The organism is Bordetella sp., from assembly GCF_051960075.1.
Lineage (GTDB): Bacteria > Pseudomonadota > Gammaproteobacteria > Burkholderiales > Burkholderiaceae_B > Bordetella.
In genome coordinates this window covers 13,856-34,630 of record NZ_JBQCER010000067.1, presented here as the reverse complement: position 1 = coordinate 34,630, position 20,775 = coordinate 13,856, and the positions used below count along the sequence as shown (strand labels likewise).

The following is a 20,775-nucleotide window of genomic DNA, read 5'->3' as shown; positions in this document are numbered from 1 at the left end:
AAAGGCATCCAGTTGCTTTATATCGAGCCAGGAAAGCCCAACCAAAATGCCTTCGTGGAACGATTCAACCGCACCTTCCGCACGGAAATCCTGAATGCCCACATCTTTGAAAACATTCAGCAGGTGCAGGCCTTGGCCGATTAATGGCTGCGTGACTACAACGAATTTCGCCCGCATGAATCGTTGGGCGGTGTGCCGCCGGTGCAATATCTGCCCCGGTTAACCCTGGCTTCGAATGTCTACAACAAACTGTCTACTTGACGGGGAAGCTTACGATTCCAGCGTCGAAGCGCGCAAGAAGCAGCCAGGCGTGGCATCAACCCGGTCGCTCGTCGGAATACCGGACCATGATCAGCCACTCGGCGAGCATCGACGGGCGCGTTGCGCCCTCGGCGGCGACAGTGACGCTCCAAGCGCAGCGCACGTCCCCGGGTCTGATCTGTTCGGCATGCGTCAAGGCGAAACTGGCCGATACGCGTGATCCGGACAGGACGGGCGCGGTGAAGCGGACCTTGTCGAAACCGTAATTCAACACTTGAGCCGCGCCGGGATAGGCGATGCAGCTCGTTTGCCATTGCGTCAGCAAGGACAACACGAGAAAGCCGTGGGCGATCGTGCTCCGATAGGCCGATTCGGCGGCCGCACGCCCAGGGTCCACGTGTATCCACTGATTGTCGTGCGTGACCTGCGCAAAGCGGTCGATCGTCGCCTGATCTATCGTGAATGCGCTGGATACGATGGCCGGCTGGCCCTGAAAGTCCAGGAGCGACTGGGCTGAATCGAATTGTCGGATCGCCGGGGCGGGGGAGGAACTGGAAATCGTCATGGCGTTGATGGGATTCAGAGGCGCTCGAAAATGGCGGCGATGCCTTGTCCGCCGCCGATGCAAAGGGTGACCAGAGCATAACGTCCGCCGGTGCGCTCCAGTTCGTGCAGCGCCTTGACGGTGATGATGGCGCCCGTTGCGCCGACAGGATGCCCCAGCGCGATGCCAGATCCATTGGGATTGACCCGGGCCGGATCCAGCCCGAGCTCGCGGGCGACCGCGCAGGCCTGCGCCGCGAAGGCCTCGTTGGATTCGACGACGTCCATGTCGCCGACGGCAAGGCCGGCCTTGCGCAGCGCGGCCCGCGAGGCGGGAATCGGTCCCAGGCCCATGTGGCACGGATCCACCCCCGCATGGGCATAGGCGAGCAGCCGGGCCATAGGCTGAACGCCATGGGCCCTTGCGATATCCCTGTCCATCAGCACCAGGGCGGCCGCGCCATCGTTGATGCCGGAAGCGTTGCCCGCCGTGACGGTGCCGTCGCCGGGGGCGAACGCGGGCTTGAGGCCGGCAAGATCCGGCAGTTCGATATCGGCGCGGATATGTTCGTCCTGCGCGAAAACGCTGTCGCGCTGGCGACCCGGCAGCGTCACGGGCACGATTTGCGAGGTGAAGCGGCCTTGCGCCACGGCATGCGTGGCGCGGCGGTGACTTTGCAGCGCCAGCGCATCCTGATCATGGCGCGTGATGCCGAACTTGCGGGCAATATTCTCGGCGGTCACGCCCATGTGAATGGCGTGGAAGGGATCGTGCAGCGCGCCCAGCAGCATGTCCACCATGGGCGCGTCGCCCATGCGCGATCCGAAGCGCAGCATCGGGCTGGAATAGGGCGCGCGCGACATGCTCTCGGCGCCGCCGGCGATCGCGATACCGCAGTCGCCCAGCATGATGGACTGCGCAGCGGAAACGATCGCCTGCAGGCCCGAGCCGCAGAGGCGATTCACGTTGAAGGCGGGTGTGTCCTCGCCGCAGCCCCCCTCGATGGCCGCGACCCGCGAGAGATACAGGTCGCGCGGCTCGGTCGGGATGACCTGGCCGAAGCAGACATGCCCGACGTCGGAGGGATCGATTCGCGCGCGCGCTGCGGCCGCCCGCAGCACCGTGGCGGCAAGCGTGGTGGGCGGGACGTTCTTTAGGCTTTTGCCGAAACTTCCGATGGCCGTGCGAAGGGCGGATGCGACGACGACTTCCTTGTGGCTCATGGCGTGCGTCCGGGTTACAGAGCGGCGCGCGCCGACGAGCGGAGGGCCTGGATCTTGGCTGCTTCGTGGCGGAGCTGGTCAAAGCCGGTGGCGGGAACCGTCTCGCCCCTGCGATCGGCAATACTGTCCAACTTGTCTATCACGGCATCGGCCGACAATTCGGCCTCGTCCAGGCATATGCCGCGGGTCATGGTGACATGCGCCTGCTCGAAGCTGCCGGCGCCCGCCATCAGAATGGTCCGTGTCGGGGCGTTGTCCGTCACCAGCGCGATCAGGGCTGGGCTGACCGAAGCCGGGTCGAACAAGTCGAGCACCGGCTGCTCGAGCAGGCCTTCGGTCATGGCCGTGGCGGCCGTGGGCGCCAGACAATTCACGCGCACGTTGTCGCGCTCGCCCTCCAGGGCCAGGGTCTGCATCAGGCCTACCAGCGCCATCTTTGCCGCGCCGTAGTTGGCTTGGCCGAAGTTGCCGTACAGGCCCGAGGAAGAGGTGGTCATGACGATGCGCCCGTAGTTCTGGGTGCGCATGGCGTTCCATACCGCCTGGGCGCAGTGCACGGAGCCCATCAGGTGCACTTCCATCACGAGCCGGAAGTCTTCCAGGCGCATCTTGGCAAAGCTCTTGTCGCGCAGGATGCCCGCATTGTTCACCAGAATGTCGACACGACCCCAGCGTTCGACGGCAAACCGGACCATGTCCTGGACTTGCTGCGGATCGGTGACGTCGGCGCCATGCGCGCAGGCGTCCGCGCCAGTCGCCCGGATGGCCTGCACGACAGCCTGTGCTTCGGCGCCCGGCTGGTCCGCGCCCTTGTCGTTGACCAGGACCTTGGCGCCGTGGCGCGCGAGTTCAAGAGCGTGTGAGCGGCCGAGCCCGCGGCCGGCTCCGGTCACGATGGCGATGCGGCCTTGCAAGAGCGGTGTCATGCGTTCTCCGATGAATGAAACGAGCGTGTTGAAATGGTCGAGGCCTCGGCTTTCACGCGGACGATGCCGGCACGCTCGAGTTCGGCGATCGTATCGGCGTCCAGGCCGGCCTGGGCCAGGATGGCGCGGCTGTCCTGCCCCAGAGCAGGCGCGCCTGCCGGTGTCGGATCGCCGTCCTGCTCGAAGGCGAAGCCTATTCCGTGGGTCCGCAGTTCGCGACCGCCCTGATGAAAAAAATGATCCGGCAGTTTCACGCAGCCGGTGGTATCGGCCTCGTGCAGGAATTCCTCCAGCTTTCTTACCCTGGCCGCCGGCACGCCCGCCTGGCTCAGGATGCCTTCGAGCTGCGCCGCGCTGCGGGTCGCAAATGCCGCGCGCAAGCGTTGCGTGACGTATTCGCGGTCGTTGGGCACGACGAAACCGTTGGGCGCGTTGAAGGCGGCCAAGTCGAGCGCGCGTGCGTCTGCGCACAAGGGTTCCTCGCCGATGGCCGCGGCCAGTTTGCGAAACTGGGGCGGCGTGTTTGCGGCGACGGCCAGCCAGCCGTCCGCGCAGCGGTAGGTGTCGGCGGCGGGGCTGCCCGTGTAGCCGCGATTGCCGACTCGGCGCGTGGGCGTGGCGTCGTTCAGATACGAGCAGACATTGGGGTACATCAGCATCAGCGACGCCTGGACCATGGATGCGTCGATGTACTGGCCCGAACCATCGCGGGCTCGGCGGTGCAGCGATGCGACGATGGATAGCGCCGCGAGCATGCCGACCGCGATGTCGATGACGGGAAAACCGACCTTGATCGGCGGCGTGTCGTCCCCTTCGCCGGACATCATCATCATGCCGGTCAGAGCCTGGACGACATGGTCATAGGCGCCGCGTAGGGACCAGTCTCCCTGCTGCCCGAAGCCGGAGATCGAGCAATAGACGATGTCCGGCCTGATGGCCTTGATGCGGGCATAGTCCAGGCCGTGTCGGGCGACCACGCCGGGACGGAAATTCTCGATGAAGACGTCGGCCGAGGCGGCCAGAGTGCGCAGCAGTTCGGCGCCTTGCTGAGTTCGTATGTCCAACGCCAGCGACTGCTTGCCGGCATTGATGGCGGCGAACCCTGTCGGGGTGTCGGTGTCCGCGCATTCTTTCATCGACCGCAGCACCTCGCCGGTCAGCGGCGGCTCCACTTTGATGACTTCGGCGCCCAGCTGCGCCAGGTAGAAAGAAGCGAGAGGGCCGGCGATCACGTGCGATAGATCGAGCACGCGCACGCCTTCGAGTGGCTTGGGCATGAATGCTTTTCCGGTCAGCCTGCGGTAATGCCGGCGAGTTTGACGACCTGGGTCCATTTGGCGGATTCGGCCTGCACGAATTGCGCGAAAGACTGCGGGCTTGCACTATGGATCACGCGCACGCCGAGCGAGGCGAACATGCCTTTGACCGAGGGATCCCTGAGCGCCGCGACGGTCGCGCGGTAGAGCGTGTCGATGACGTTGGCGGGCGCTTTGCGAGGCAGCCAGAGGCCGAACCAGAATTCCTGGATGGCCAGGTCGTTGTGCAACAGGCTGTTGAGCGTAGGCACGCCCGGAAGCTCGGCCATCGGGGCCTGGCCGGTCACGGCCAGGGCGCGCAGCTTGCCGCTCTGAACCTGAGGGATGGCGGTGCCCGCGATGGTGAAGGCGAAGTCCGTGTCGCCGCGCAGCAGCGAGATCGGGATTTCCACCGAACCCTTGAAGGGAATATGCACCGCTTTGAGTCCTAGCAGCGTCACGAAGGTTGCGCCGCCCAGGTGAGCGGCAGAGCCGATGCCGCCGGATCCATAGTTCATTTTTCCGGGACGGGCCCGTAAAGCGGCGATGAGATCCTGCACGCTGCGATAGGGCGAACTGGCGGCCACGACCAGCACGCTGGGAGACGTGCCGATGACGGTGACCGGGGCGAAGTCCTTGACCGGATCGAATTTGAGCGCGGGTTGCAGCGCTTTCTGGATCAGGTGCGAGTTCGAGCCCAGCAGCACGGTGTAGCCGTCGGCGGGAGATTGGGCGACATATTCGGCGGCCAGCACGCCGGCCGCGCCGACCTTGTTTTCGACGATGACCGATTGTCCCAGCGCTTTGCCCAGCGTGGGGCCGAACTGTCGCATCATGATGTCGGGCCCGCCGCCAGCGGCGTAGGGCACGACCACGCGCACCGGATACCGGGGATAGGCTTGCGCAGCCCGCGCGGAAATTGGGGATATCAAGCCTGCGCCCAAGGCGCCCAGTAGGCCTTGGCAGAATTCACGGCGTTGCATGTTGTCTCCTCCATGTCTTTGTCGTGAACGAAAGAATAAGAAATCGAAAGATATTAAAAAAGTGATATGTTTTTATATCGCGATAACTTTATTTTTTATATCAACCGATGAGCAAGCCGATTGAACCGGATCATCTGGTCGCCAAGCTGCGTTTTCGCCACTTGCGCCTGCTGAAGGAAGTCCAGGCTTGCGGCAGTCTTCGCGCGGCGGCCTTGGCGCTCAATGTGACGCAGCCCGCCTTGAGCAAAGCGCTGGCGGAAATCGAAGGCGCGTTCGGCTTTGCGCTGTTCGCGCGCGGCGCACGCGGCTTGACGCCGACTACCCAGGGAGAGGTGGTATTGCGCGGCGTGACGCTGCTGCTGGAGCAACTGGCCCACCTGCGTGCGGAGGCTGTCGCCGCGGATCGATTTGCCGCCCATGTGCGGATCGGCGCGCCGCCTTTCGTGGCACAGAATTACCTATCCGAGGTGATCACGAAGCTGGTGCGTCGCGACGTGCCCGTGCGGGTGCAATTGTTGGAAGAGCGGGTTCCCTTCCTGGTGCGCGCCTTGCAGCGAGGCGAGCTGGATGCGCTGATCACCACTTTTCCGCAACCGATGCGGGCTTCCGACGCCGATGCCTTCGAGTATGTGAATCTGTTCGATGTGCGGTTCGCCGTCGTCGCGGCCGCGGACCATCCGCTAAGCCGTTCACGCCGGATCAGCTGGGCCCGTCTGGCGCGCGAGCCGTGGGTGATGCCAGCCGAGGAGTCCATGGGCCGCAGGCTTATCGAACAATGCTTCGCGCACGCCGGCGTTCCTATGCCTGTGCCCGTGATCGAGGCGACCAGTCCGACGACGAGTGTCCAGTTGATCGCAGCCGGCCTGGGCATAGGAATGGTGCCCGATGTGGCGATGCTGCGCCACGGTGCGAGGCAATCGGGCTCGGTCGTGCCGTTGAGGGCGACTCCCGCTCCGCTTTCCAGGGCGGTGGCGCTTATATACCGGCAAGGCCCCGTCAATCCGCAGGTCGCCTTGCTCAAGGAAGCGCTCGGCGACCTGTTGCGATGATCGCTTGAATCCGTGGTCTCAAGTTTTCAAAGGCGCGAACCTTCAATGCAGATGCTGCAGCTTGTCCGGGTTGCGCATGATGTAGATCGCCACGATCTTGCTGTCTTCGATTTCGAGTGCGGTGGTTTGCAGTTCGCCGTCGCCTTCGCGCGTGACGAAACCGGGCAGGCCGTTGATGAAGCCTGCGCGTACCAAGGTCGAACCGACTTTCTCGAACAGCTTGGCCAGACCGGCATGTACCTTCATCACCTGCTCGAATCCCAGCGCGGGCCTGACGGCCGCCGGGCGTTTTCCGCCGCCGTCCGCGTGCATGCTTACGTCGGCAGCCAGCATTGCGCCGAGCGCGCTGGCGTCGCCGCTGCGCGACGCCGCAAAGAAGGCCTGTGCGATTTCCAGTCCGCGCTGTTTCTCGACGTGAAAGCGCGGCCGCGATTCGCGCACGTGGGCGCGTGCCCGGGCGGCGAGCTGGCGGCACGCCGCCGGTTCGCGCTGCAGAGTGGCTGCCACTTCCTCGAAATCCAGGCCGAACACATCGTGCAGTAGAAATGCTGCGCGTTCGAGCGGCGACAGGCGCTCTAGCGCGAGCATCAGCGGCAGCGTGACGTCTTCCTGCTCGTCTTCTTCGACGATCGGGTCGGGCAGCCATGGGCCGATATAGGTTTCGCGTTGGCGCCGGGCCGACTTGAGCTGGTCCAGGCACATACGCATCACCATGCGGCGCAGGAAGGCCTCGGGTACGCGCACTTCGGCGCGGTCGACCTCTATCCAGCGGATGAAGGCGTCCTGCACGATGTCTTCGGCATCCGCGACCGAACCGAGCATGCGGTACGCGACGCGGATCAGCTTGGGACGCAGCGGGTCGAAACCCGCCGCCGTCTGGTTCAGGTCGGCGCGCTCCATCACGCCGTCCGGGCTGCCGCGGTCTTGGCCGCCTCTGGCTCGACCCACAGCTTGAAGCCGACCGCGAGCCTGTTCCAGCCATTGATAACGTTGATCATCAATGTGAGCTTCACTTGCTCTTCCTTGTCGAAGTGGGTTTCGAGCGCTTCGCGCGCAGCGTCTAGCGCGGGACGCTCGGACAGCCGCGTCAGCGCCTCGGTCCAGCCCAGCGCCGCACGTTCGCGGTCGGAGTAGCAGGGGGCATCGCGCCAGGCCGGCAGCAGGTGCAGCCGCTGCTCGGTCTCGCCGCGTTCGCGCGCGAATGCCGTGTGCATATTAAGGCAGTTCGCGCAGCCGTTGATCTGCGAGGCCAGAACCTCGACAAGCGATACGACGACGGGATCGAGGCTGGAAGAAGTGGCGAGCGAGATCCCCATCCAGCCCTTCATCTGGGCGGGGGCGACGGCAAAAGGATCGAGTCGTGCGGTCATGGTTCCATCTCCTTGTGTGTGGGTTCCGATGACATGACGAATGAGACCGCCGCGTTGTGACATGGCAAAAAAATTTCTCTGCGTTTCTTTCGCAGGCGCGGCGTGGTTTTGTGCAGCAGTTCTTACAATGCGGAAATATGCGGCGTTCTGGGCCTGTTCTATATTGAATCTGACCCGATTTAATCCAACAACAAGTCAGCAAAGGTGAAATCATGAAGCTCGCTCATACCAGTGCAATGCTGCTAGGAGGGCTGGCCATCGCCGTATCGACCTCGGCGCTGGCGGGCGTCGATATCGGCATCAATATCGGTCCTCCCGTCGTGGTGGCGCCGGCGCCGGTGTATGTCGCGCCGCCGCCTCCCCCTCCCCCGGTCTACTATGCGCCCGCGCCCGTCGTGGTGGCGCCCGGCCCGGGCATCGTCATCGGCTGGCATGGCGACCGCTATTGGGACGGCCGCCGCTATTGGGGGCGCGACGAGTGGTATCGCCATCATCCCGGCCATGGCCATTGGGAACATGGCGATCGCGATCACGGCCACGGTCATTGGCACTGAAGGTCGCCTTTGGTAAACACCCCGGCTCACAGGGAGCCGGGGTGTTTTTCGGTGTGCCGTCCGATTCAATCGGGCGACAGGGTGCCGAACAGGGCGACCAGCAGTATGGCCAGCGAACCGGCCGCCACAGTGCACCAGACCTGCCGGCGCAGGGCGGGCAAGGCAAGAGGCTCGCTCGCCAGGCGCGGAACCCAGTAATAGCGGTTGCTCAGGGCCAGTAACGTCATGGCCAGCACGACGGCGATTTTTGCGGCCAGCCATTGTTGATAGCGCGAGTGCAGGCTCAGGCCGCCGCTGCGCAGGATCAGCCAGGCGTCGAGGACGCCGGTGATGAGGGAGCCGGCGACGGCAACATGGCCCAGCGTAGAGAAACGCATCATGATTGGGCCGGCGTCGCGATATTCGTCGCGCCACGCACCTAGCAGCGGCAGCACGACCAGCAGCGCACCGATCCAATAGGCCGAGCACAGGATGTGCGCGACATTGTTCGCCATGTGCGCCAGACCGAGCAGTCCGTCGTCCATGGCGGCATGCCCGTTGATGCCGACGCCGACGAGCGCGCAGGCCGAGAGCAAGGCCAGGAGAGCGGGCGGGCGCAGTCCTGGCAGCCAAAGCGCGAGGCACAGCATCGAGGTGGCGATGCCTTGCACAATCCAGGCGTGGCCGAAATCGGTGAGCAGCGCAACCTGCCGCAATGTGGCAAGGTTGTGCATTGCTGCGATGTTGTCGGTGATGGACGCAGCCTCCAGGCTCAAAAGCAGGAGTGCTGCAGGCAGCGCAGCCGCGGCAAGGCCGCGCAGAACAGGGCGCAGGCGGGTATTGAGGCGTTGCGCCGCGTGGGCATTGCCGCTGGTCGCCAGCATGAGGCTGGCGCCGAACACAAGCATGGGCGCCAGCGTCGAGACGAAACGGCACGCAACGTCGGCGGCAGACAGCATGATTACTTGACTGTGAAGCTCCACTTGCCTTCGGTTTTGTGGCCGTCCTTGGACAACGCGTGCCAAGTGACGACGTAGTGTCCCGCCGGCAGAGGCTTGCCTACGGCCAGGTCCATGGCCTTGTCGTTGCCCGGAACCAGCGCGGCTTTGCCCAGATTCAGCGTCTTGCCGTCGGCGCCTGCCACCGACATCGAAGAAAAAGCGATGTTCAGGCCCTCGGTGTAGTCGCCGCGGATCGTCGTCGGCGAGGTTACCGTGCTTTGGTTCGCGGGCTCGGCGTGTTTAAGGTGAGCATGGGCCCACGCCAGCTGGGGCAGTAGCAGCGCGGCGGCGCAAACAAGCAGGGCTTTTTTCATGATGGACGGTTTTCCTATCGGGTAAGCGGGGTGGTGGGTGCGGCGAGCCGCATGGTGACCTGACCTTAGCACACCGCATGATACGGGCGGATGCTGCGGCTTTCTTGTGCAATGTCGGGAGAAAAACCAGGCGCCAATGATACCGTTCGCGCCTGGTTTGCCGCTTTCTTCGAGGAAGGTTTTTGCCTAGACCGAAGAGCCCTTATTGCTGCTTGCGTTCATGGTCATCCTGGCGAGTGGCAGGGGCAGGATGCGGGGCGGGCGCAGCGCGCGGGGGCGACTGAGGTTGCGATTGCGGATGGAATTGCTGCTGAGGTTGCGGACGAGGCTGCGGGTGGTACTGTGGTTGCGGACGAGGCTGGGGGTGATACTGAGGCTGCGGATGGGGTTGCGGTTGCGGATGAAACTGCGGCTGCGGCGTCGCTTGAGGCCGCGGGGCGTTTTGACGCTGGGTCGGATGCGGCTGCTCGGCCGGGCGGGGTTGCATCGTCGGCGCGTGGGCGGGGGCGCCGGCGGGACCGTGTTGGAACTGTTCGGATCCACGTGTGTTCGGCACGGGCTGCGTGCGTGGCGCCGAGTTGAACGTGCGGTTGGCAGGGGTAGGCGAGCCGTGCGCGCCCGGATGGTTCGTTTCCATCGAACGACCGGGGGTCGCCTGCGGAGCTGGCCGCGCACCGGGGCGTGCGTCGTTGGCATTGAAGTGCGGCATGGTCATGGGACCGTTGGGATGCGCGGCTGGCGCCGCGCCGGGATGGGCGACGGGAGCGGCGCCGGGATGCATTGCAGGGGCCGGGCCGGGACGCCGCTGCATCGGCATCTGCTGCGCATGCAGTCGCCGCTCGTTTACCTGTTGCAAGCGAATTTGCTGCGGCGTGGGGCGATGGTTGCCATAGTTGTTGACGACGCGGTGGGTGTTGTAGCGGTTGATGATCGTCGTCGACGTGCGGGATATATACGTCGTGTGGTTATAGACCACCGACGGACGCCAGCCGCCGTTGGGGCCTCTGGGTCCGAAACTGGGTGGAGGCGCCCAGTGCATGCCCCAGTTGTGCCAGCCCCAGCCGACGTGGCTGAAGAGGGCCGCGCCGACGGCGACGCCCACGCCGAACGTGATCAGGCCGACGGTGATCCCGACGCCCGGCGCGAAGACCGGCGGCTCGTAGACATAGCCAGGGTAGTAGGCGATCGGTGCGCCATACACCACCGCCGGGTTGTAGACGGGCACATAGACCACATTCGGCTGCGCGGGTTCGATCACGATGGTTTCGGGCGGCGGTTCGATGACGGGCGGGCCGTCGTAGATGAGAGGCGCATCCGGCGCGGGCACGTATTGAGGCGTCACCACCGGCGGGGCCGTCGTGACCACCATCTGGCGGTTGGAGCTCAGGTGGCCGGCGGCTTGCGCGCGCCGGCGCATGACCTGGACGGCGTTGGGCCCGTCGCTCGGGTCGTTGTAGTAGGCCTGTCCCAATGCCGTCGTCCATTCCATGTTCGACGCCATCTGCGACAGCACGGCCGGAAATCCGGTCAACGCTTTGACCGAAGGGTCCCAGGGCTGTTGGTCGGCGGCGCTGACGAGCGCCTGCCCGGTGAGATCGGGGTTTTGCGTCACCAGATCGTTGGCGGCGCTGATCTGATCGGGATAGGTGGAGCCGGCCAGCACCAGCGCGACCAGTTGGTCGGGGAAGAGAGCGATGGGCGCGGTCATCTGATAGAGCTGGTCCGCGGTGGGCGGGGTATAGGCCGACGCGGGCGACGCAGCGGGCGGCGTATAGACCGGCGCCTGCTGGGCGAGGGCCGGCGTTCCGAACGTCGCGAGCCCCAGCATCGAGACCAGCAGCGTCGATGCGATTGCGCGCTGCGCGGGGTGGTGGGATTTTCTCATCGGGTTTCCTTTTCGGAACTATGAAATCGAGCGGAAAGAGGGGGGGCTACACGCGCAGCAAGGGCAGTAGAGGAAAGCGTTGATTGAGCACGGGCCGGGAGTCGATGCCCCACCAATGTTCGAGCACCGTCGCATAGACGGAGCGAAAGTCCACGCCGACCGGAAGATTGCCGTTGCCGTCGAGCCGATCGAGTGCAGGCGGTACGCCGTAGAGGCCGCCGCGCACCGCGCCGCCGGCGATGAAGTGGGGCGCTACCGTGCCGTGATCGGTGCCGCGGCTGTCGTTCTCGCCTGCGCGCCGGCCGAATTCCGAATAAGTCATGACCAGCGTCGAGTTCCAGCGGTTCATTTCGACCAGCGCTTCGCGCATTGCGGCCATGCCTTCCGAAAACTGCTTTAGCAGGCTCTGATGCCGGGCGGGCTGGTCGTGGTGGGTGTCGAAGCCGTTGAGCGTGAGCCGGATGGCCGCTACGCCCTTGCCGGGCACACGCTGCTCGGTGCGAGTTTCCGAATCGGCCACGATCTGCATCGCAGTCTTGACCAGATTGCCGAAATTGCCGGGCGGAAAAGAAGTACGCAGCATGGCCTGTCCATTCGTGGGCCGCAGACGATCCGCGGCGCGTTGAATTTCGTGTTCGACCTCCAATACGTGCGCGAGTTCCGGGTTTACCCCGGATATATCGACGGGATGGACCAAATTTGAATCACGTAGAAACTGTTGCGGGTTGATCAGGGCGATAGCGTGAGCGCCGTTGGCGAGCGGCCCCATCTCCGCGCTGCCGATCACGACCGCGTCCGAGGCGAAGCTCTGCGGCACGGGGTGCTGCTGGAACGAGCGTGCCAGCCACCCGGAATCCAGGTATTGATTCGACGCCGAGGCGGTATTCCAGATCTCGATCGAGCGGAAGTGCGAGAGATTGGGCGACGGGTAGCTCACGCCCTGCACGACGGCCAGCTCGCGCTGTTGCCATAGCGGCATGAGCGCCTGCATGGAGGGGTGCAGGCCGGTCTGGCCGTCGAGCGCGATAACTTGATCGCGCGCGATGCCGATGGTGGGGCGCAGTTGCGCGTAGCGCGGCGCAGCGTAGGGAATGACGGTGTTCAAGCCGTCGTTGCCGCCCTTGAGTTCGACCAGAATCAGCAGCCTGGCGTAGTCGGGCGAGCGGTTGGCGGCCGATGCGAGCGCCGGGCGCAGCGCGGCGATGCCGAGCGAGGCGGCGCCGGCTCGGAGAAAATGGCGGCGATTCATCATGGCGGTGTTCCTACTTGAGCTGATAGGCCGGGTCGGCAAGCAAGGCCTGGAGCAGGTCCAGGCCGTCGACGTCCGGCGAGATCGGTTCGGCCGGTCGCGTGGCCAGCACGGCCTGTTCGATGCGCGTGCGCGTGGCCGCATCCGGTATGGCGACGCCCGATGCGTGCTCCTGGACCAGCCAGCGCGCAGGATCGAAGTGGGGGCCCTTGTCGGACATGCGCGGGCGGGCGTCAGGTTTGAATGCGGCGGGCATCATCGCGTCCGGCGTCTCGGCAGCGGACATCGGCCGCGGCATGCGGCTTGCGGTGCCCTCGCCCGCAGACCGAAGGATGGCTTCGATAAAGCGATCGCGCGCAAGCAGCGTCGCGCTGTTGATCCAGGTCTGGCCGCCGCGCCAGCCCTTGACGTCGGGCGGCGCATAGAGGTTCTGGCCGAGCTGATTGAGCGCAGCCACCAGCGGCAGCGGCGATCCGTAGCCGATATCGAACGCTCGGACCGTGCCGATCACGAAATCCACCGGCGAGCGCGTGAGCGAGCCCTTATGCTCCTGTTGCCAGAAGGCCTTGGACAGAAACAGCGCATGAAGGACGGTGCGAATGTCGTAGTTGTGGGAGCGGAAGGCATCGGCCATCGCCGCGACCTGCCTGGGGTCTGGCGTGTCGGAGATGAACTCGCGCCACAGTTTTGCCGTGACCAATCGCGCGGTTTCCGGGCGCGCCAGCAACAGGTCCAGCATCTGGTCGCCGTCGAAATTGCCGGTCTTGCCGAACACCGTCTTGTCGCCGTTGTCGTGCATACGGGGCCGCCAGACAAACTGCGCCTGACCGTTCAGGCCCCAGCCCGTATAGGCCCGCGCCGCTTCCGTGACGTCTTTTTGCGTGTAGTGCCCTTCGCCCAGCGTGAACAGCTCCATCACCTCGCGCGCGAAATTCTCGTTGGGATGGCCCTTGCGGTTGCTCGCCCCGTCCAGGTATTGCAGCATCGCCGGGTCTTTGGCGACATCGTGCAGCATGGCGCCGAAGTTGCCCAAGGCATCGCGGCGCAGCAGCAGATTCTGCGCCAGCATGGTCTGTGGCCATGGCACCTTGTCCTGGCCGGAGACGAAGTGGTTGTGCCAGAACAGCGTCATGCGCTCGGTCAGCGGAGACGGCGTATGCAGCATTTCCGTGACCCACCAGACGCGCGCTTCGCGATAGCGCCGATTGCGCGTCATTTGTGCCGCCTTCTTTTCGTCGGGAGTCCAGGCCTTGCGCTCGCGCGGCGTGGGGATGGGTTCGTCGAACCAGGCCGGCAACGGCGTGACCGCAACCTTGCGCGTCGTCGCCAGCAGTCGGTCTACGGCCTGCGCGCGGGTCAGGCCGACGTATTGAGCCGTCTCGCGCGGATCCGGCGCAAAGCCGGTGCGATCGAGCAGAAAACGCGCGTCGGCGACATCCAGCACTTTGCCGCCCGGCGTCTCGATGGCGGCGAGGGGGGCGCCATGGGCCGTAGGGTCAGGACCGGGCGCGGCACGCGCTGCGCTCGATGCCGCGCCCAGAAAAAAAAGCGCGAGCAGCGAGACCGGGGCCGACGTAAGCCGTCGTGTTGCGTGCAAACCTGTTTTCATGGTCGTCTGGATTCCAGAGAGTTCGACCATTAAACCGGTGCACCTGGTTTCGCCTGTCGCTCGGTGTGTAACAGACTGTGGGCGGCAGGGAGGCTAATGCGGCGGCGCCGACGGCGCCGCGCCCGGTAATTGAAACGAGCCCCGGCGCTGCAAACCCTGGACCAGCAGAATGCGCTCGTCGAAGGGCAGGGCCGCCGCAAAGGCCACGATGCTTTCTTCGAGCTCGCGGCGGTGTTCGAATTCTGCGCTGCGGATGCGCGTGAGCGCGAGGTCGATGGCTTGCTGGTCCATCTGCGGCGCCATCAGCAGTTGTGCAACATATTGTCGCCCTTGGCGCGCTTCTTTTGCATACGGCGCAGCGTTGCGCTGCTGCTGCCTGAGCAGTGCGGCGTAGGCTTTGCGATATTGCGGCCCAAGCTCCTGCGCGGCAAAGCGGATGTTGCGGTGCTGCTGCGCGAGCATCGCATGCTCCTCGCCTTTCCAGCGATGCAGCGCGCCGGCGATGCCGCCGACCAAAAAGACGTTGAGGATCACGGATACGATGAGCCAGGTTCGGATGCGGGACATCAGTCTTCCTCCTGCATGGCGGTCGTGGGAAGCACGAATGCGCTTTCCCGGAAGGACAGGGCGCCATCGGGCGATCCTGGCGTCGCGCTGTTCGAGAACGGCGTCATGAGCAGCGACATGCAGAGCGTGCCGGCAGCGACGCCGGTGGTTGCCGCGCCGATCAGGCCCAGCCCCGACCACCAGGGATGCTGACGCACCAGGGAGCGTCGCCCAGGCGGAATCGTTGCAATGATGCGCGCGCGGAGTCCGGCGCTGACGTCGGGGCAGTCTAGGGTGTCGAGCAGGGCGTCGAGCATGCGATCGCGTTCGAGTTCGTCGGAAGCCATGAAAATCTCCTTTATCCGGCGCCGTCCAGCAGGCGCTCCTTGAGCGTGCGCCGCGCCCGCGCGAGCAGGCTCTCCACCGCGTCCACGCTGATCTGCATCGCACTCGCTGCATCGGCGTTGCTCAGATCCTGGTAGTAGCTCAAAACCAGTGCTTCGCGCTGCCTGGCGGGCAAAGCCTGAAGAGCGCGCCACACCCTATCGCGCGTCGATTGCCCCAGCAGAACGTCTTCGGGCGTGGGGCCGGGATCGGCCTGCGCGTCCAGTTCCATGCCGCCGACCTCATACCGTCGATGACTGGTCGAAAGCCTGTCGTGACAGACGTTCAGGACGATGCGGTGCAGCCAGGTGTCTACCTTCGCATCGTCTTTTTTCCAGCTGCCTGCGTACTTCCATACCCGAATGAAAACGTCCTGGGCGATGTCCTCGGCTTCGGACGCGTCGCCGCAGACTCGATGCGCGAGCGCAAGCACGCGATGCAGCTTGCGCGTCACGAACAGGTTTGCGGCGGCTTCGTCGCCCTCGGCAATGCGACGGATCAGCGCGGCGTCGGGATCCCTGGCGAACACCGGGGCGGACCTGAAGGATCAGGGCGCCCAGTGGCCCTCGACCCACACCCAGCCGCCGTGGCGTTCGGCCCAATGACCGGGCACCCAGTGATAGCCGACGCGCACCGCGCGCCAATGGCCGGGAATCCAGACATAGCGGCCTTCGCGCCAGTTCCAGTGGCCGCGGTCCCAGACATAGCCCGGACGCGGAGCCGGCACGACCTCGACCGGCGGCGAGGGCGGCGCCACATGTATGACGGCGGGCCGCGCTGGCTCTACCACGCACGCCGACAGGCTCAGGCAGAGCATCGCGGCGGCCAGCGAGGTCGCCGCGACGCGTTTGACCGGGCGGGGGGTCAGGGGTTGTTCGGGGGCTTGCGGCAAAAGTGTTCGTGCCATGTTCGTTGGTTTTTCAGATGTTTGACGGGAGACGGGCCGGGCTGGCCAATTCCTGCGTTTGTCGGGCTTGCCGGGCTTTAACCGAGAGTCTGGACATTATCCGTCGCCGGTCCCGAGGTTTTTTTGTAACAGGAATGCCTGCGTCCTGGTATGACGCCGTTCATTCGAACAGGTCGAGCTGCCGGCTCACCACGCCGTCGAAGTCTTCGCCCAGAAAAGGCAGGATGGCATCGGCGATAGGCCGCAGTTGCTTGTCGACGTAGTGCGCATAGTCGATGGGAAAGCTCAGCGCTTCCAGGGGCTGCGGTCCGGCCTCGGTGATCACATAGCGGATCCAGCCGCCATTCTGGTACTGCCTGGGCCGACCCTGACTATCGTTGAATTCGTCGGCCATGCGAGCGGCGCGCACGTGCGGCGGCACATTGCGCTGGTACTCGCTCAGACGGCGGCGCAAGCGTTTGCGATAGACCAGCAGCTCGTCCATCTGCCCCAGCAGTGTGCGCCGTACGATGTCCTGCACGTAGCTTTGGTGGGGGCGGCGGTCGAAGATGCGCTGGTAGAGCTCTTGCTGGAACTGCTGCGCGAGCGGCGACCAATCGGTGCGCACGGTTTCCATGCCCTTGAAGACCAGCTCTGTCCTGCCGTTCTCGCGCATCACCTGGCCGGCATAGCGCTTCTTGCTGCCCTGGTCTGCGCCGCGCACGGTGGGCATGAGAAAGCGTCGGTAGTGGGTCTCGAATTGCAGCTCCAGTGCGCTTTCCAGTCCGTACGTGTCGTGCAGATGTTGACGCCACCATTGGTTGACGTGAGCGACCAGATCGCGGCCGATGGCGGCGGCGCCGGCTTCGTCGTGTGCGCGTCCGAGCCAGACGAAGGTGGAATCGGTGTCGCCGTAGATCACCTCGAAGCCGCGCGCCTCGATCAGTGCGCGGGTGCGGCGCATGACATCGTGGCCGCGCAGGGTGATGGACGAGGCCAGGCGCGGGTCGAAGAAGCGGCAGCTGCTCGCGCCCAGCACGCCGTAAAACGAGTTCATGATGATCTTCAGGGCCTGCGAGAGCGGCGCGTTCTTGTCGCGCTTGGCGGCTTCGCGGGCCTGCCAGACCTGAGCGACGATGCCCGGCAGGCAGTGTGTCGCGCGCGAGAAGCGCGCGCCGCGATAGCCGTCTACCGTGTCCGCCGGATTGTGTGCGCGCAGACCTTCGATCAGCCCCACCGGATCGATGAGGAAGGTGCGGATCAGCGAGGGATAGAGGCTCTTGTAGTCGAACACCAGCACGGATTCGTACAGGCCGGGTCGCGAGTCCATGACGAAGCCGCCGGGGCTGGACTCGGGCTGCCGTTCGCCCAGGTTGGGCGCGACAAAGCCCAGTCTGTGCATGCGCGGCATGTACAGATGCGAGAAGGCGGCCACCGAACCGCCGCTGCGGTCGGCGGGCAGGCCGGTCACGCTGGCGCGTTCGAGCAGGAAGTCGATAAGCCTGGTCTTTTCGAAGATGCGCGTGACCAGTACGCAGTCCTGCAGGTTGTAGCGGGCCAGCGCGGGCTTGTCCTGCGCGAACATGCGGTTGATCGCGTCCATGCGGTCGTAAGGGTTGTCGATGGCCTTGCCCTCGCCCAGCAGCTCCCGCGCCACGAACTCCAGGCTGAAAGAAGGGAAAGTCCAGGTCGCCGAGCGCAGGGCTTCGATGCCGTCGATCACGAGCCGGCCCGGGACCGCAGCGAAGTAGTGCTGTTGGCCTTCGCCGTGTTCGCGCCATTCCATGGGCCTGCCGTCGCGGCCCAAGCGCAGCGGCACGCCCAGGCGCTGCGCGTGTTCCTGCAGAACGCGCAGGTCGAACTGCACCAGGTTCCAGCCGATCAGGGCGTCGGGATCGTGGCGGGCCACCCAGCCGTTGAGGGACTCGAGCAATTCGGCCCGCGTCGCGCAATAGTCGAGTGCGAAGTCGAGCTCGCCGTCGAACGGCTGCGGCTCGCCCAGCATATAGACCTGCCGTTGACCGCAGCCTTCGATGGCGATGGAATACAGATCGCCGTTCATGCTGGTCTCGATGTCGAGCGAAGCGAGCTTGAGCGCCGGCCGATAGCCTGTGCGATCCGGTCTGATGCGGATCTGGCCCAAGGCGGCAACGTCGGCATCGGCCGCCCCGTCCGGGATTGCCTCATCGTGGTTCGCTCCGTCGACGACCACCGCGGCGGTGATGAAGCGCTCCATGAGATAGCGCTCGGGCGGACGGATGTCGGCCTCGTAGACGTCCACGCCGGCCTGGCGCAGGCGCTTCTCCAGCTTGATCAGATTGCGATGGTGCGTGCAGTACAGGCCCAGCACGGGACGGTGATGAAAGTCGAGCAGCCGCAGCGGGCGCAGTTCGGCGCCTCGCTCGCCGCGCAGCACGGATTCTGCTCGTTCACGCTGCTCGGCGGGAACGAACGCCACCGAGACTTGAGCGTCAAGGCGCACGAGGCGCGGTCCGGCATCGGTCGCCAGCCAGAACTCGACTTCGGTGCCGCCGGCGGTGTCGCGCCAGTGCCGGGTGAGAATGAAGCCTTGCCGAGTGTTCACGCGTGATGCCTGGGAAAAGCGGGTGTCGATCGGGCTGATTTTAACGGGCGGCGTGGTTAAATCCCGGGCTGGTCGATCTCCGTCTCATGGTGTGCCCCATGCCCGAATTCCAGCAGCAACAGATCATCGAAATCATCGAAGGCGGCTCGCGGCTGCGCCTGGCGCCGCAATGCGGCGGACGCCTTCTGTCCTGGGACATCGACGGCGAGTCGGTGATTCATTGGCCCGAAAAAGCCGATTGGAGCCGGCTGGGCGGCGTGCGGGGCGGCAACCCTTTGCTGTTTCCCTTTCTTGGCAGACACCGCGTCGACGGCGAGATCGGCCGCTGGCGCGATGCGCAGGGCGTCGTGCGCGACGTGCCCATGCACGGTTTTGCGCGCGATCTGCCGTTCGCCGCGCAGATCGAGCCGCAGGGCCAGGGCGTGCGCATGACGCTGCAGGACAGCGACGCCACGCGCGCCGGCTACCCTTTCGGTTTTCGCTTCGAGGCCGCGTATCGTCTGATCGACGCCCATACGCTCGAGGTCGAACTGGTCGTGGCAAACACGGGCGACTCGCCACTGCCGCATTACGCGGGCCATCATTTCTACTTCACGTTGCCGCACGCGCAGCGCGGCGCGACCACCCTCGAACTGCCGCCCACCTTGCGGCGCCATCACCAGGCCGACGGCGCCATCGCGCCGGCCGTGCCGGGCCAGCCGACCTACAAGCTGGACGACCCCGTCATCCACGATCGCATGCATTGCCTGCAAGAGGGCTCGCCGGCTCGCCCGGTGCGCCTGCTGATGCCGGGTCTGGACCGCAGTATCGAGATCGAGCTGCGGCGTCCGGGCTCGGTGCCATGGTATTGCGTCACCACCTGGACCGAAACGCCGGAGTCCGACTTCTATTGCGTCGAACCGTGGCTGGGCATGCCGGACGCCATCCACAACGGCCTGGGGCTGCGCTGGGTGCAGCCGGGCCAGGCCGAGACGGCGGTGCTGCGCATCAAGGTGGATTCATTGAAGGCGCGCGCCGCCGAGAAATGATCCGAACGATCAGGGCGCAGGGTTCGGATGCTTCACGTGGATGGCTTCGATACCGGCCAGCAGATCCGCATTCAGTTCCACATCGACGCTGTCGATGTTCTCTTTGAGCTGCTCCAGCGTCGTTGCGCCGATCAGGTTGCTGGCGACGAACTGGCGCGAGTTCACCCAGGCCAGAGCCATGTGCGTGGGCGACAGGCCGTGCTGCTTGGCCAGCGCCGCGTAATCGGCCGCGGCCGCATCGGTTTGCGGATTGCTGTAGCGGGTGAAGCGCTCGAACAGCGTCAGGCGCGCCTTGGCCGGGCGCGCGCCGTTCAGGTACTTGCCCGACAGCACGCCCATGGCCAGCGGCGAGTAGGCCAGCAGGCTCACGCCCTCGTGGTGGGTGAACTCCGACAGGCCGGTTTCGAAGCAGCGATTGACCAGGCTGTACGCGTTCTGGATGGACGCGGGGCGCGGCAGGTCCTTCATATCGGCATGCTTCAGGAACTGCGCCATGCCCCATGGGGTTTCGTTGGACAGACCGTAGTGGCGGATCTTGCCGGCCTTCTGCAGATCGGCAAGCACCTGCAGCGTTTCCTCGACGGGCACGGTGTAATCGTCGTCGACCCAGGGATAGTTGAGCTTGCCGAAGGTGGCGGTAGTGCGGTCGGGCCAGTGCAGTTGGTAGAGATCTAGGTAGTCGGTCTGCAGGCGCTCGAGGCTGGCTTCCACGGCGGCGGTGATGTTCTTGCGGTCAAGATGGGTCTTGCCGTCGCGGATGTGGCCGGGGCGCTTGGCGTCGCGCACCGGGCCGGCCACTTTGCTGGCGAGGAAGAAATCGTCGCGTTTGCCGCGCTTGGCGATCCAGGTGCCGATATAGGTTTCGGTGCGGCCCTGGGTTTCGGGCTTGGGCGGCACCGGGTACATCTCGGCGGCGTCGATCAGATTGACGCCGCGCGACAGAGCGTAGTCGAGCTGTTGATGGGCCTCGGCTTCGGTGTTCTGCTCGCCCCAGGTCATGGTGCCCAGGCCGATCAGGCTCACTTGCAGGCCTGTGCGGCCAAGTTGGCGGTATTTCACTGCAATACTCCGGGTTGGTAAAAGGGTTTTAAACCTTAGGGTTTTG

General features: G+C 65.1%; 21 protein-coding genes and 1 pseudogene. 4 read left to right on the top strand and 18 right to left on the bottom strand.

Translation table 11 applies throughout. The features are described from left to right. Positions 1–261 (top strand): annotated as a pseudogene (locus ACTHJ1_RS11235) (integrase core domain-containing protein); the annotation flags it as partial. Between the two features lie 55 nt (positions 262–316). Here ACTHJ1_RS11235 and ACTHJ1_RS11230 read toward each other — a convergent pair. Genes ACTHJ1_RS11230 through ACTHJ1_RS11210 form a run of 5 tightly spaced genes read right to left on the bottom strand, consistent with a single transcriptional unit; the run spans position 317 to position 5,232 of the window. Then, complete coding sequence (locus ACTHJ1_RS11230; protein WP_440192130.1) at positions 317–826, bottom strand: MaoC family dehydratase; 510 nt, start codon at positions 824–826, stop codon at positions 317–319. A 14-nt stretch (positions 827–840) separates the two neighbouring features. Then, positions 841–2,028: a beta-ketothiolase BktB gene (bktB, locus tag ACTHJ1_RS11225; RefSeq protein WP_440192127.1), complete on the bottom strand. Its 1,188-nt coding sequence runs from the start codon at positions 2,026–2,028 to the stop codon at positions 841–843. A gap of 14 nt (positions 2,029–2,042) precedes the next feature. Beyond that, positions 2,043–2,954, bottom strand: coding sequence for an SDR family NAD(P)-dependent oxidoreductase (locus tag ACTHJ1_RS11220; protein WP_440192124.1), 912 nt, complete (start codon positions 2,952–2,954; stop codon positions 2,043–2,045). Further along, complete coding sequence (locus ACTHJ1_RS11215; protein ID WP_440192121.1) at positions 2,951–4,231, bottom strand: CaiB/BaiF CoA transferase family protein; 1,281 nt, start codon at positions 4,229–4,231, stop codon at positions 2,951–2,953. The genes ACTHJ1_RS11220 and ACTHJ1_RS11215 overlap by 4 nt, the downstream gene beginning before the upstream one ends. Before the next feature lie 14 nt (positions 4,232–4,245). After that, a complete protein-coding gene (locus ACTHJ1_RS11210) occupies positions 4,246–5,232 on the bottom strand; it encodes a Bug family tripartite tricarboxylate transporter substrate binding protein (RefSeq protein ID WP_440192118.1) in 987 nt (328 codons plus the stop codon). A gap of 107 nt (positions 5,233–5,339) precedes the next feature. On the opposite strand from ACTHJ1_RS11210, the gene ACTHJ1_RS11205 reads away from it, so the two are divergent. Further along, entirely contained in the window at positions 5,340–6,281 is a 942-nt protein-coding gene (locus ACTHJ1_RS11205) for a LysR family transcriptional regulator (RefSeq protein ID WP_440192115.1), read from the top strand. A 42-nt stretch (positions 6,282–6,323) separates the two neighbouring features. Here ACTHJ1_RS11205 and ACTHJ1_RS11200 read toward each other — a convergent pair whose 3' ends face one another. Both ACTHJ1_RS11200 and ACTHJ1_RS11195 read right to left on the bottom strand, forming a co-directional pair. After that, positions 6,324–7,181, bottom strand: a complete 858-nt coding sequence (locus ACTHJ1_RS11200; protein WP_440192139.1) for a sigma-70 family RNA polymerase sigma factor — start codon at positions 7,179–7,181, stop codon at positions 6,324–6,326. Next, complete coding sequence (locus ACTHJ1_RS11195; protein ID WP_440192112.1) at positions 7,181–7,651, bottom strand: carboxymuconolactone decarboxylase family protein; 471 nt, start codon at positions 7,649–7,651, stop codon at positions 7,181–7,183. The genes ACTHJ1_RS11200 and ACTHJ1_RS11195 overlap by 1 nt, the downstream gene beginning before the upstream one ends. A gap of 212 nt (positions 7,652–7,863) precedes the next feature. Here ACTHJ1_RS11195 and ACTHJ1_RS11190 point away from each other — a divergent pair, with 212 nt between their 5' ends. Then, positions 7,864–8,205 carry a hypothetical protein gene (locus tag ACTHJ1_RS11190; protein WP_440192109.1) on the top strand — a complete coding sequence of 114 codons (342 nt, stop codon included), beginning with the start codon at positions 7,864–7,866 and terminating at the stop codon, positions 8,203–8,205. A gap of 65 nt (positions 8,206–8,270) precedes the next feature. On the opposite strand, the gene copD is transcribed toward ACTHJ1_RS11190, so the two are convergent. The 10 genes from copD to ACTHJ1_RS11140 all read right to left on the bottom strand — a co-directional run bounded on the left by copD (position 8,271) and on the right by ACTHJ1_RS11140 (position 18,642). Further along, complete coding sequence (gene copD / locus ACTHJ1_RS11185; RefSeq protein WP_440192106.1) at positions 8,271–9,143, bottom strand: copper homeostasis membrane protein CopD; 873 nt, start codon at positions 9,141–9,143, stop codon at positions 8,271–8,273. 2 nt (positions 9,144–9,145) lie between these two features. After that, on the bottom strand, positions 9,146–9,499 hold the full coding sequence (copC, locus tag ACTHJ1_RS11180; protein ID WP_440192104.1) for a copper homeostasis periplasmic binding protein CopC: 354 nt from the start codon (positions 9,497–9,499) through the stop codon (positions 9,146–9,148). Positions 9,500–9,701: 202 nt separating this feature from the next. Then, positions 9,702–11,384 carry a DUF3300 domain-containing protein gene (locus ACTHJ1_RS11175; protein ID WP_440192101.1) on the bottom strand — a complete coding sequence of 561 codons (1,683 nt, stop codon included), beginning with the start codon at positions 11,382–11,384 and terminating at the stop codon, positions 9,702–9,704. Between the two features lie 46 nt (positions 11,385–11,430). Next, the gene (locus ACTHJ1_RS11170) at positions 11,431–12,633 is read right to left on the bottom strand and encodes a DUF1501 domain-containing protein (RefSeq protein WP_440192136.1); all 1,203 of its coding nucleotides are present in this window, start codon (positions 12,631–12,633) and stop codon (positions 11,431–11,433) included. Positions 12,634–12,646: 13 nt separating this feature from the next. Then, positions 12,647–14,242 (bottom strand): DUF1800 domain-containing protein, encoded by a 1,596-nt coding sequence (locus tag ACTHJ1_RS11165; protein ID WP_440192098.1) that lies wholly within the window; start codon positions 14,240–14,242, stop codon positions 12,647–12,649. Between the two features lie 93 nt (positions 14,243–14,335). Next, a complete protein-coding gene (locus tag ACTHJ1_RS11160; RefSeq protein ID WP_440192095.1) occupies positions 14,336–14,809 on the bottom strand; it encodes a periplasmic heavy metal sensor in 474 nt (157 codons plus the stop codon). After that, a complete protein-coding gene (locus ACTHJ1_RS11155; protein ID WP_440192092.1) occupies positions 14,809–15,135 on the bottom strand; it encodes a hypothetical protein in 327 nt (108 codons plus the stop codon). Before ACTHJ1_RS11155 ends, ACTHJ1_RS11160 begins: the two co-directional genes overlap by 1 nt. Positions 15,136–15,146: 11 nt before the next feature. Next, positions 15,147–15,701, bottom strand: a complete 555-nt coding sequence (locus ACTHJ1_RS11150; protein ID WP_440192089.1) for an RNA polymerase sigma factor — start codon at positions 15,699–15,701, stop codon at positions 15,147–15,149. An 18-nt stretch (positions 15,702–15,719) separates the two neighbouring features. Then, positions 15,720–15,989, bottom strand: coding sequence for a YXWGXW repeat-containing protein (locus ACTHJ1_RS11145; protein WP_440192133.1), 270 nt, complete (start codon positions 15,987–15,989; stop codon positions 15,720–15,722). 250 nt (positions 15,990–16,239) lie between these two features. Beyond that, the gene (locus tag ACTHJ1_RS11140; protein WP_440192087.1) at positions 16,240–18,642 is read right to left on the bottom strand and encodes a DNA polymerase II; all 2,403 of its coding nucleotides are present in this window, start codon (positions 18,640–18,642) and stop codon (positions 16,240–16,242) included. Between the two features lie 98 nt (positions 18,643–18,740). On the opposite strand from ACTHJ1_RS11140, the gene ACTHJ1_RS11135 reads away from it, so the two are divergent. Then, on the top strand, positions 18,741–19,670 hold the full coding sequence (locus ACTHJ1_RS11135; RefSeq protein ID WP_440192084.1) for an aldose epimerase family protein: 930 nt from the start codon (positions 18,741–18,743) through the stop codon (positions 19,668–19,670). Positions 19,671–19,679: 9 nt separating this feature from the next. Here the strand turns inward: ACTHJ1_RS11135 and ACTHJ1_RS11130 are convergent, their stop codons facing one another. Beyond that, positions 19,680–20,729, bottom strand: a complete 1,050-nt coding sequence (locus tag ACTHJ1_RS11130; RefSeq protein ID WP_440192081.1) for an NADP(H)-dependent aldo-keto reductase — start codon at positions 20,727–20,729, stop codon at positions 19,680–19,682. Between the last annotated feature and the right edge of the window lie 46 nt (positions 20,730–20,775).